Raw genomic sequence first — 11,670 nt, forward strand, 5'->3', positions numbered from 1 at the left:
ACCGTGGCGTTAAGGGGGTGTCTTGAACATGTCTGATCCAGCCAAAATCGCCACCCAAATCATGGCTGCTGTAGGTGGGATCCAAAATGTCAAAAGCCTCACCCACTGCGCCACTCGCCTCCGCTTCACTTTACGCGATAAGCAGCAATTCAATCAGGCACAACTCGAAAAAATGCCGGAAGTTCTTAGTACCGTGGTGGCCGGCGATAAGTCTCAAGTCGTCATCGGTGCTAACGTGACCAAATACTATGCCGCTATCCAACAACAATATCAGCTTCATGAAGCAGGCGAACCGAATCAAACGACACAAGCCCAAGAAAAGAATTTAATTAAACGGATTCTTAACGCCATCGTCAGTATCATGGCCCCGATCATCACCGTTCTCATTGCCGGCGGGATGTTCAAAGTCGTCATCGCCATCTTAGCTTTACTGGGCCTCGATCCAAAAAGCACTGCCTATCTCACCTTGAGTTTCATGGCTGATGCCGCGTTTTATTTTCTGCCATTCATGCTCGCCGTCAGCGCAGCCAAGAAGTTCAACACTAATACCTATCTGGCAATGATGATGGCCGGTGTGCTACTTCACCCTAACTTCACAGCGCTGGTCGCAGCGGGCAAGCCCATTGCGTTATTCGGTGCGCCCATTCGTCTAGCATCCTATGGTGGAAGCGTCATTCCCATCATTTTAATCGTCTGGTTTATGAGCTATGTCGAACGATTCGCGGAAAAAGTCGCACCCAACATGATCAAAAACATGCTCAAACCGCTGTTAGTCGCACTCATTACCGCTCCGATTGCCTTAATTGTCATCGGTCCCATCGGCAGTCTTTTAGGCGATGGCCTTTATACCGCTGTCACCTTCATTAATCAACATACGCCGTGGCTCGTTCCAACTCTGGTCGGCGCCTTCACTCCACTGCTCGTCATGGTTGGCATGCATGTTTCACTCTTGCCATTAGCGACCTTGTCCATGACCAAGTTTGGTAGTGAAACGATTATGGGTCCCGGCATGTTAGCCATCAATATTGCCCAAGCCGGAGCCGCTGCTGCCATTGCCGTGCGCGAAAAACAAACCCGCGGACGCCAAATCGCGCTCTCTGCCAGCGTCACTGCGTTATCCGGCATCACGGAACCGGCACTGTATGGCGTCACGCTCAAGTATAAACACGCGTTAACCTGCGTCGTGGTTTCCGGGGGACTGGCCGGTCTTTTTGCCGGGCTCACTGGGCTGGTCCGCTATTCATTCGGTTCACCGGGGATCTTCACCCTACCCGTCTTCATCGGCGCTAATCCTACTAATTTCCGCAACGCCTTACTGACTGTGGCCATCGCGTTTGGCGCGACTTTTCTTTCCACCTACTTCTTTGCCACCGTCGAGACCAATGCAAGCACCAGCGCTAAAACCCAGCCGCAACCTTTTCAGAGTGTGGTCGCCGGTGAGATGATTCCGCTTGCTCGCGTCCAGGATGAGGTTTTTGCAGCTGGCACGCTGGGACACGGGGTCGCTATTATTCCTGAAAGCGGCACCATTGTTGCACCGGCCGATGCCACTGTCTCCATGTTATATCCAACGAACCACGCAATCGGCTTAACCACGGCCTCGGGACAAGAGGTGCTGATCCACATCGGCATTGACACGGTGCGACTGGATGGACGCTTTTTCAAACCTCTTGTCTCTCAAGGTGAATCCGTCAAAGTCGGCCAACCGCTCATTAAAATCGACTTGCCGCTGATTGAAAAGTCTGGCTTTGATCCCACGGTGATCGTTTTGCTACCGAATACGCCTCCCGAACGGATTGAAGTGCATGAAAAAGCATCTGTCCGCCCAGGCGATAAGCTATTCAGTTTCATCCCCGAAACCTAATGAAGGAGGTCGTTATGTCCATTCGTCAATTTCCCGAAAATTTTCTCTGGGGTGGCGCAACTGCTGCCAATCAACTTGAAGGCGCGTATAACGTGGACGGCAAAGGGTTGTCGACCAGCGACTTGTTACTGGGTGGCACTCACAATGTCCCCCGTCAACTCACGCGCGAGGTACGTCCGGACGCGTTTTACCCCAGTCATGAAGCCATTGATCATTTTCACCGTTATCAAGAAGACATTGCACTGTTTGCGGAAATGGGCTTTAAAGTCTACCGCTTCTCCATCGCCTGGACGCGGATTTACCCAAACGGTTCTGCAAGCGACGGCCCAAACAAAGAAGGGCTTGCCTTTTACGCGGCGTTGATTGCTGAACTCAAGCGTTACAACATTGAGCCACTTGTCACGATCTCGCATTTTGAATCACCAATTGTACTGACGAAGGCGTTCAACGGCTGGGCGTCACGAGACATGATCGAAGAATATGTTACATTTGCGCAAACTGTCATTGCCAACTTTCACAATGATGTCCACTACTGGCTGACCTTCAATGAGATCAATATGCTAACCCGACCGATGGGAGCCTACTTAGCTGGCGGTATGTATGTAGACGACACCAACCGATTCATCAGCCCTGATATCGATTCCACCCAAATGCGCCTCCAAGCACTGCATCATCAATTTGTGGCCAGTGCCAGAGTCTGCAGCTTTGCCCATGGGTTCGATCCACACCTGAAAATTGGTTGTATGCTGGCTTATCGCATGCTCTATCCGCTGACAAGTCACCCAGAAGATATTGCCCTTGTCCAAACTGCCACCGAACTCAATAACTTTTACTGCGGCGATGTCCAAGTGAAAGGTCGCTATCCCTATTTTGCCAAACGTTATTGGCGCGATCACGATATCACCATCGACATAGAGCCGTGGGAAGAAGAGCTCCTTAAAAGAGGCACCGTGGACTTCTTTGCTTTGTCTTATTACCAATCCAGCACTATGACCACCACTGAAAGCGGCGAAACCAGCGGCGGTAATTTTTTTGCTGGCGTCAAAAATCCCTACCTTCAACGCAGTGACTGGGGCTGGGAAATCGATCCTCGCGGGTTACGCACGGCGCTTAATCAAATTTACGATCGCTACCAAGTGCCGGTGATGGTCGTCGAAAATGGCTTCGGTGCGCGTGACGAATTGATTGAACAAGATGGCCAAAAAACCGTTAATGACACGGCACGCATCAACTATCTTCGCGCACACATTGCTGCCATGTATGACGCCATTCAAGACGGCGTGGATCTAATCGGCTACACCTCATGGGCGCCGATTGATTTAATCTCCGCCAGCACTGGCGAAATGGCCAAACGCTACGGCTATATCTACGTTGACAAACATGATGATGGCAGCGGTACGTTAAACCGCTACCGGAAGCAATCATTTTATTGGTATCAGCAAGTCATCCGGCAAAACGGGCTATCAGAATCTGACGCATAAGCCTGCCGCTGCGCAAAAATAACCCCACATTCTCGCAATGATAGCGAAGTGCGGGTTGTTTTTTAGATTCACACGATTAAGGTGCCTTGACCAGCGTCCAAGTGGCGGTAGACTGATACGTTCCCGGTTGAATCGTTGACGTTTGTGGCACCTGCAGCGAAGTCGTGGTAGCGGTTGTCGTAGTAACATCCTTGGTCACTTTACTATAAACCGTCACCGGCTGGCGGTCATCTTTGGCCTGAGCCGCGGTCCCATCAGCAAAATGCAAGGTCACGGCCGCACTGCCACCAGTCTCCGTTGATAAATAGTGCTGCGTTGTCTGATTTTTAAACGGTGAAAACTGAACATTCAAACTCCAGGTACTACCGCCGCCAGCAATCGCCAACGCACCATGATTGTTACCATCCCAGTTTGTCTGGTTAGCGATTGTGCTCGGCTGATACACCATGGTCACACCCTGTGCGGCATAAAAATCGGCAATGCTTGGGTTAGCGCCCGAACTAAGCGCAAACTGCAGATTAGGAACCGCGTGCAGCTGCGGAGCGGAGGCGGTGATGGTTAGTGGGGCGATGTTACTGTACCAATAAGACTTTTGGCCGCTATCAAATTCAACTTCTAACTGATAATACAATGTCCCTGCCGCCGCCTGGATATTTTGCCAGTTTAAAGTGTCGGTATTATTCGTGATTTGTTCACCAGCCACCGGCGAATAGTCCTGACTGCCTCTTTGATCCTTATTCAGAAATTATTATAATACTTTTTATATTACATAGTTAATTATATGTAAGTAATGCAAAAAATGAAAGCACTTGCTCGGTTGATAATGCTTTGCCATTTTAAAAAAAGGATTTCTTTAATATCATCCTGTACTACCCGGCATAGCGCTCAACGCACAAAAAGAACCCGAGCATCCTCATAACCGATTCTGCTCGAGCTCTTATTATGGCTAAAAATACAATGCCTATTTCTTATTTGCCGGCTTCCCCACAGGATTGCCTGACTGCAACTTAGCAGCCAGATCAAGGATGTACGCGCGGAGTTCATCTTTTACTTCCGGATGGGTCAAACCATATTCAACATTGGTCTTGACGTATCCGAACTTATTACCAACATCATAGCGATCACCTTTAAACTCATGTGCAAAGACGCGCTGAGTTTGGTTCAAAGTATCGATCGCATCGGTTAACTGAATTTCATTGCCTTTGCCTGGTTTTTGATTATCAAGAATATCAAAAATTTCCGGGGTCAGCAGGTAGCGGCCGATGATTGCCAAGTCACTTGGGGCATCAGCAACGGCTGGCTTTTCAACAAATTTCTTAACGTTATAGAGGTCTTTGGAAACTTCTTTTTCCGGATCAATAACGCCATATGCCGATACTTCATCATGCGGCACCTTTTTAACGGCAAGAATGGACGCATGGGTCTTATCGTATTCATCGATTAATTGCTTGGTCAACGGCACTTTGTCATTCATCAGGTCATCACCCAACATGACCACGAATGGCTCATCGCCAACAAACGATTTGGCTAAGCGAACGGCATCACCAAGACCACGCGGATATGGCTGCCGCACGAAGAATAAGTTGACGCCGATGTCGGTTGTGGAATGAACCAGCTGTAGCAAGGCGTCTTTATGTTTTTCTTTCAGATTCTGTTCCAGCTCAGGTGCTGAGTCAAAATGATCTTCAATAGAGCGTTTTTGTTTACCCTCAACAATCAGAATATCCTCAATCCCACTGGCCTTAGCTTCTTCAACGATAAATTGAATGGTCGGTTTGTCGACAATCGGCAACATTTCCTTAGCTAAAGCTTTGGTTGCTGGCAGAAAACGGGTCCCAAGCCCGGCTGCCGGTATCACTGCTTTGCGAACTTTCACACTCATACAAGTCCCTTCTCTACTAATTTAACTACCTACTCTACTATACTAGAAACCGCTTGCGAAGAGTACGCCTTTTCTGATAATTCCCAGAAAAATTCATAAGTTATTCGTATAAAAATAAAAAAATCCCAGCTACTGGGTATTTGCTTCGCCATTGGATCCTATCCATCCGGAATCTGCTTACCAAATCATAGCTGAGATGTTGTTAATCGTTGATTTCGTGTACTTTGAATTTCAGTGGTTCAATGTGGTGCTTACGCCAAGCTGCTAGCAGGGGTTGAATCGCCTGATGAGAATCAATTAAAACAATCCCACAGTCGCCGCCGCCTGCTCCAGAAGACTTGGCAGCCCCGTCTGCTTGCTCTGCTAACGTCACCAATTGTCGTAATGCTGGCGTCTGAATCGCCACTCCCGAGAAGTGCGCTAATTCATCCAACAATTCGCGATTGCGCCGAATGCCAGCTTGAATGTGGCTAAGCGAATGCTCCCGGAACCCATCGATCAATTTCTCCAGCGTTTCACGACTAGCAGTTAAGAAATCATGGTAGAGCTGTGGTTTTTTGGCTTTGGCTAACGTAATTTTATCGACTAATTGAGAGGTTGAAGCCGGCGATCCTGTCCAGCCAATCAAAAGTTGCATATCAGCCGGTGCCGTTAAGAGTTCAATCGACAACTCCGGCCATTCAGCATTGATCAGTGCCGATAGCGACATTTGGTTTCTAGCTGCCGCCAACCATGCTTTGTCAAACGAACGATAAGCAATCCAACCGCCATAAACTGACGCAGCAATGTCACCTAAAGAGCCATTACCCTGAACATCAAGATGGGCAATGGCCGCCAGTTTATAGATTTGATCCTTGGACATCTTCAAGTCATAGAACTTGGCAAGTGCTTTGATCGTTGCCACGGTGACTGCGGCTGAGCTACCCAACCCATACTTTTTCCCGTCTTTAGCATCCAGTTGTGAATCAATATACAACTTATACAGCGCCAACGGTTTGTTAAGTTCACGCGCATATTGTTCCGTTAATTTAATTGCCGAGAGAATGTAGTGGAACGGATTATCCCGGTTATCAAAGACCATTTCATCGCCTTGACGTTGCCAATACAACGAATTTTCCTGATACTGTTCAGACACGATACTGCCGAAATGTTTCGTTGCTTCAACGGTTACAGTGACGAATTGATCTAACGCCACGATGATCGCAGGGAAACCAGTTTCGACCACCGCGTATTCACCGGCAACATAAAGTTTACCTGGCGCCTGCGCTGTTATCACACAATCAGAACCCTTCAAATTTTCATTAATCAAGGACCCCAGAAGGAATCCGACTGTAAGTATAGCTGACTGCACATAACAAAATTGTAAGTCAGCAAAAACCTTACTCTTTCTAAAGAAATACCTTAATTATTTTAGCAGACATTCGATATTCTGCAATGGCTACAAATTTATAAGTTAAGGGTTGTCATATTCACTAACTCACCGATTTATATCAGTGTAGGACGCAAAAATTTCCTACACTGATCGGGATTTTGGACCAAAATATCCAGTAATAACTGTCTGGAATGCAGGCCACATTCGGACAACACAAATTCTAACTGAGGAGGAAACATCATGAGTCGCAACGTTAACAAGCAAACCATCGTGTACACCCTAACTGATCCGGAGAACGAGGCATTTAAGCAGGTGCGCCGGATGAACAATGTCGCTGCCGATGCGAAGGACGAGCAACTGGTCGCGATCGGGCAAGCCTTTGCCAAGCTTTATCCAAACGCTGCTTTGACGAGCATTGTCTTGCAGCAAAACGCAGAAGTCACAGCCTAAACGGAGGGATAATCAATGAAAACACTGATTTTTAATTTCAAATCCGAAGCTGGTAAATCCACAAGTATTCGGATTAGCAAGTACGAAGGTGCCATCACGGCTGAACAAGCACAAGCCTTTGCCGATGCAGTTGCACAAGCTCAAGCGTTCAAGAAAGAAGGCATCGGCCTGTATGCAACTCCGGTTGGCGCAAAGGTGACCGAAACCCAAAGCACCGAAATCTTCACCACGGAGAAAAAACCGGCTTAATTGCCTGCACCAACACCCCAACGTGCCGCGATATGTTTGATCTCGATACGAAGCCATTTGCCAACTTTTTGGCAAATGGCTTTTTTGCGGAGCGCAAGCCGGCGCGGATAGGGCCGGAGTGTAAGTGGCCTTGGGCGTGATGGCCGGGCTTTGGCCATTGCGACCAAGGTCCTTACACGCAGATTCCTGCGGCGGGGAGCGCGTTATGGTGAGCGTGAGCCGGCGCGCTTAGAAATCGGAGTGTAAGTGGCCTCAGACGTGATGGCCGCACTTTGACCATTGCGGCTGAGGTCCTTACACGCAGACTTCTGCGGCGGGGAGCGCGTTATGAAAGTACAACCCAACCTACCCTTGAATCCCCCCTACACGCTAAGACTCCTTTTTAACATTCTCGTCTTCACTATCTGCCAACTTGTTCAAGTCATCAAATGTTGGCAGTCCTAACAGATGCGACCAAGCACGCAGTTTATCCAACAAACTCGCCTTATCGGACTTATCTGTGGCCAAATCATCCGCATCCCCCGCTGAGATAATCCCCTGAAACTCGCGGGCATATTGTGCCAAGACCATCCCTAGCTGTTGAACATACCCCCAGTTAGCTACGAGTTGCCGTGGCGACATTTTCGATAAAACGAACAAGCTTAAGGCAGCATAACGACGAACTGCCAGTGAAGTTAACTCCGGTTTTTCCCGAGCCAACGTTAAGAAAACGGCACCCAGTTGATGAATGGCTTCCAAATCACGCTTTTGAAACTTGGCGTGGACGCTACTGGTCGCATTGAAGCGATAGTAGTAAAGCGGTTCATCAATAAAGTTGATCTGGTCTATTCGTGGCAGCAGTTGTCCGATAAAGTAGGCGTCCTCAAGCAGGTTGAAGTTCGCCACTGGTACCGGCTGGCTAAATAACTCAGCGCGAAACATTTTGTTCCACAAATATCCTCGCAGGTCGCGATCCTCAAGCCAATAACGGTACTTGTCATCACCGGCAATCTTAACCTTCTCGTGAAAAGAACGGGCTTTCAGCTTGGTGCCGCCGATATAGTTATAGTAATTGACCACAGACATATCCACGCGTGGGGCTCGCATCCCTTCTGCCATGGTTGCTAGCCACTGGGGATGAACCAGATCATCACTATCCATAAAGGTAATCAGTGAGCCCTTGGCGTGTTGAATGCCAATTTGTCGAGCCCGTGCCTGTCCGCCGTTTTCCACGCGAATAACACGTATCCGTGGATTCTGACGTGCATAAGTCGCCAAGATAACCTTGCTAGTGTCCATTGACCCGTCATCCACACAAAGTACCTCAAAATTGGGATAGTCCTGGGCGAGCAAACTATCCAGCGCCTGAGTCAAATACTTTTCGGCATTATAAACCGGCATGATGACCGAAACCAATGCTTCATGACCTGCCATATCGTCCCTCTTTTCCTTCGTGTTTTAGTATAACGTAATTGCTCCATTGTTAAACGAAACCGGTTAACATTTTAAAAAAGACAATAAAATAAAAGCAGGAAACAATGACTGCTTGCTTCCTGCTTGACGATTTGATGCTTCCGGCACCTCATAACACATAAAAATAGTAACGGAGATCCCCGTTATTCCGGAAGCGTCTTCAGATCGTCTTCGGTTAACTGATATTTAGCATCAATCGGATCACCTTGCGAGGTCAGAATCTTAGGACCATTGTCGGTAATCACCAGGGTATGCTCATACTGTGCGCACTTACTTCCATCGGCGGTTACATAGTATTCCCATGTATCGCCGGGAACTTGTTTACCCTTAATCTTCCATGTACCTTCCGTAATCATTGGCTCAATGGTAATCGTCATGCCGGCTTTCAAGCGCAACCCGTGACCGGGCACGCCATAATGCGGAACGTTAGGACTTTCATGCATCGTAGGCTGAATGCCATGTCCAACCAGTTCACGCACATCGCCATAGCCGTTATCATCTTCGGTATAAGTCTGAATCGCAGCGCCAATATCACCAATACGATTACCAACAACCGCTTCGTCAATACCCAGGTAAAGCGACTTCTTGGTCACATCCATCAATTTCTGGTCAGCTTCAGAAACCTTCCCGACCCCGTATGTCCAGCAAGAGTCACTAAAATAACCATTCCAACTGATAACGGTGTCCACACTGACGACATCACCGTCTTTTAACTTCAAGCCCTTGCGCGGTACAGCATGGGCAACCTCATCATTGATACTGACACAAGTAACATACTTATAACCTTCAAAACCGACCTGCTCAGCCTTGGCGCCATGGGATTCAAAAAACTCCTTAGCAAACTTTTCAATCTCCCAACTCGAGATACCCGGCTTAATAATATCGCGCAAGCCAACATGCATCGCCGCCAGAATCGCTCCCGACTTAGCCATACCTTTTATTTCACGTGCTGATTTGATGGTGATCAAACTTCCAGCCTCCAATACGAATTTAACTCGCAATTAGTGTAGCATTAATTAGAAGAGAGCGCGAGCCAGCCCGGTTAGAAACTGGAGTGTAAGTGGCCTTGGGCGTGATGGTCGGGCTTTGACCATTGCGACCAAGGTCCTTACACGCAAGTTTCTGGGCTGGCGAGCGCGTTTAAAGAGAGCTCGAGCCGACGCATTTTCTAAACAACCAATGCTGTTAGTATGCGAGTTAATCCCATCGTCAAATCAGTTAACACCCTTGACTATTTACCAGTTTCTAAGATATACTTTATCTGTCGAGGGGGAGGTCATCAGGATGAAGCCCCGATGACCTCAACGTGACATCAGATGACGTTTTGGGTAAAGCTAGCCGTTTCGGTTAGCTTTTTTGAATGAATGCAAACCCGTCAATATCTTGACGCCTCACCAGCGCCTAAGGTATACTTTAGAAGTCGAAAAGAGGCCATCAGGGTGCTTCCTGATGACCTCAACGTGATATCAGATGACGTTTTGAGTAAAGCTAGCCGTTTCGGTTAGCTTTTTTGATTATCGCGTATGCCTTAGCACCGCTAGTAAGCAGTATGCTTATAGCGACGATAATCGTTGCCACGTCCAACGCGGCGATCCCCTTTCGTCTCCTGATTCTGGCATGGCCCCCACCTCCGTTTTATCAAAATGTCGAGGGGTGTGTGCCATCCAAATCACTCGGCTCAGCGAAAAAAGCTTTTCAGTCTTTTTCAAAGCCGTAATGATAGTCTATAGATAATATGAATCTGCGTCAATAAAATAAATCAACATAATAAGCAGGGAGAGCGTACGGTACAAGACTCCAAACATAACGCGATTCAATGAATACAAGCCAGTCAATATCTTGACGCTTCACCAGCGCCTAAGGTATACTTTAGAGGTCGAAAAGAGGCCATCAGGATGGAGCCCCGATGACCTCAACGTGATATCAGATGACGTTTTTGGGTAAAGCTAGCCGTTTCGGTTAGCTTTTTTGATTATCGTGTATGCCTTAGCACCGCTAGTAAGCAGTATGCTTATAGCGACGATAATCGTTGCCACGTCCAACGCGGCGATCCCCTTTCGTCTCCTGATTTTGGCATGGCTGTCACCTCCGTTTTATCAAAATGTCGAGAGGTGTGTGCCATCCAAATCACTGGGCTCAACGAAAAAGATGATGAATCCCTTTTCAAAACCGTAATGACAGTCTACAGATAATGAGAATTGACGTCAACAAAATACTTCCACGTAAATCAGGAGACGAAGGGGGGACGGTCCAAAGCCTACCCCACCACACATAGCCAACTTCAGTGAATCTCCCCAAGCGGCTTTCCCGTATGCTATAATCAAGCGAATGAACAAGAATGACAGCCTCGCCGACTTGTAAGCTCCCGAGTGCTGTGTTTTAGGAGGAATACAAGAAAAATGGCAAGCGCACGGATTGTATATGCCAGTTTGACCGGTAATAATGAAGATATTGCCGGTATCATTGAAGAAGCTTTTGAAGACCTGAATGTGGACGTGACGACCACTGAAGTTTCCCAAGCACTCGCGAGTGATTTTGAAGATGTCGATATTTGTGTCACGGCAACTTACACGTACTCAGATGTCGGCGATGGCGAACTGCCGGACGAAGCGGTTGATTTCTATGAAGAATTGCAAGAGCTGGATCTAACTGGAAAAGTCTATGGTTGTTGCGGTAGCGGTGACCGCTTCTATGATGACTTTGCCACTTCGGTTGATGATTTTGACAAGGCCTTTGCCAAAACCGGCGCCACCAAAGGAGCAGAGAATGTTAAGATTGATCTTTCTCCTGAAGAAGATGACATCAAGCATCTTGAAGCTTTTACAAAACAGTTGGTTGATAAGTTCAACGCCATGCAATAGTAAGTAGGCAAAAGGCTCGCGCTGATTTCAGTGCGAGCCTTTTCGTATGCCTTAGATCA

General features: G+C 47.8%; 10 protein-coding genes. 5 read left to right on the forward strand and 5 right to left on the reverse strand.

What is annotated here, in order from left to right; all coding sequences use genetic code 11:
- The first annotated feature begins 28 nt into the window (after positions 1 to 28).
- On the forward strand, positions 29 to 1,864 hold the full coding sequence (locus ACWP87_RS06365; RefSeq protein WP_014569442.1) for a beta-glucoside-specific PTS transporter subunit IIABC: 1,836 nt from the start codon (positions 29 to 31) through the stop codon (positions 1,862 to 1,864).
- Between the two features lie 14 nt (positions 1,865 to 1,878).
- Positions 1,879 to 3,345 (forward strand): glycoside hydrolase family 1 protein, encoded by a 1,467-nt coding sequence (locus tag ACWP87_RS06370; RefSeq protein ID WP_014569441.1) that lies wholly within the window; start codon positions 1,879 to 1,881, stop codon positions 3,343 to 3,345.
- Between the two features lie 76 nt (positions 3,346 to 3,421).
- Here ACWP87_RS06370 and ACWP87_RS06375 read toward each other — a convergent pair whose 3' ends face one another.
- The 3 genes from ACWP87_RS06375 to ACWP87_RS06385 all read right to left on the reverse strand — a co-directional run bounded on the left by ACWP87_RS06375 (position 3,422) and on the right by ACWP87_RS06385 (position 6,503).
- Positions 3,422 to 4,048 (reverse strand): hypothetical protein, encoded by a 627-nt coding sequence (locus ACWP87_RS06375; protein WP_005685800.1) that lies wholly within the window; start codon positions 4,046 to 4,048, stop codon positions 3,422 to 3,424.
- Between the two features lie 258 nt (positions 4,049 to 4,306).
- Entirely contained in the window at positions 4,307 to 5,221 is a 915-nt protein-coding gene (galU, locus tag ACWP87_RS06380; RefSeq protein ID WP_029943618.1) for a UTP--glucose-1-phosphate uridylyltransferase GalU, read from the reverse strand.
- A gap of 208 nt (positions 5,222 to 5,429) precedes the next feature.
- Positions 5,430 to 6,503 carry a phosphomevalonate kinase gene (locus ACWP87_RS06385; RefSeq protein WP_005685796.1) on the reverse strand — a complete coding sequence of 358 codons (1,074 nt, stop codon included), beginning with the start codon at positions 6,501 to 6,503 and terminating at the stop codon, positions 5,430 to 5,432.
- A 336-nt stretch (positions 6,504 to 6,839) separates the two neighbouring features.
- On the opposite strand from ACWP87_RS06385, the gene ACWP87_RS06390 reads away from it, so the two are divergent.
- Both ACWP87_RS06390 and ACWP87_RS06395 read left to right on the forward strand, forming a co-directional pair.
- Positions 6,840 to 7,049 carry a DUF1659 domain-containing protein gene (locus ACWP87_RS06390; protein ID WP_005685794.1) on the forward strand — a complete coding sequence of 70 codons (210 nt, stop codon included), beginning with the start codon at positions 6,840 to 6,842 and terminating at the stop codon, positions 7,047 to 7,049.
- Between the two features lie 15 nt (positions 7,050 to 7,064).
- Positions 7,065 to 7,298 carry a DUF2922 domain-containing protein gene (locus ACWP87_RS06395; protein WP_005685793.1) on the forward strand — a complete coding sequence of 78 codons (234 nt, stop codon included), beginning with the start codon at positions 7,065 to 7,067 and terminating at the stop codon, positions 7,296 to 7,298.
- Positions 7,299 to 7,667: 369 nt separating this feature from the next.
- On the opposite strand, the gene ACWP87_RS06400 is transcribed toward ACWP87_RS06395, so the two are convergent.
- Both ACWP87_RS06400 and map read right to left on the reverse strand, forming a co-directional pair.
- The gene (locus ACWP87_RS06400; protein WP_005685790.1) at positions 7,668 to 8,711 is read right to left on the reverse strand and encodes a glycosyltransferase family 2 protein; all 1,044 of its coding nucleotides are present in this window, start codon (positions 8,709 to 8,711) and stop codon (positions 7,668 to 7,670) included.
- A 182-nt stretch (positions 8,712 to 8,893) separates the two neighbouring features.
- Positions 8,894 to 9,718 carry a type I methionyl aminopeptidase gene (map, locus tag ACWP87_RS06405; RefSeq protein ID WP_005685788.1) on the reverse strand — a complete coding sequence of 275 codons (825 nt, stop codon included), beginning with the start codon at positions 9,716 to 9,718 and terminating at the stop codon, positions 8,894 to 8,896.
- Positions 9,719 to 11,149: 1,431 nt separating this feature from the next.
- Here map and ACWP87_RS06410 point away from each other — a divergent pair.
- Positions 11,150 to 11,611: a flavodoxin gene (locus tag ACWP87_RS06410; RefSeq protein ID WP_005685786.1), complete on the forward strand. Its 462-nt coding sequence runs from the start codon at positions 11,150 to 11,152 to the stop codon at positions 11,609 to 11,611.
- The last annotated feature ends 59 nt before the right edge of the window (positions 11,612 to 11,670 follow it).

This window comes from Lacticaseibacillus sp. 22, from assembly GCF_055413445.1.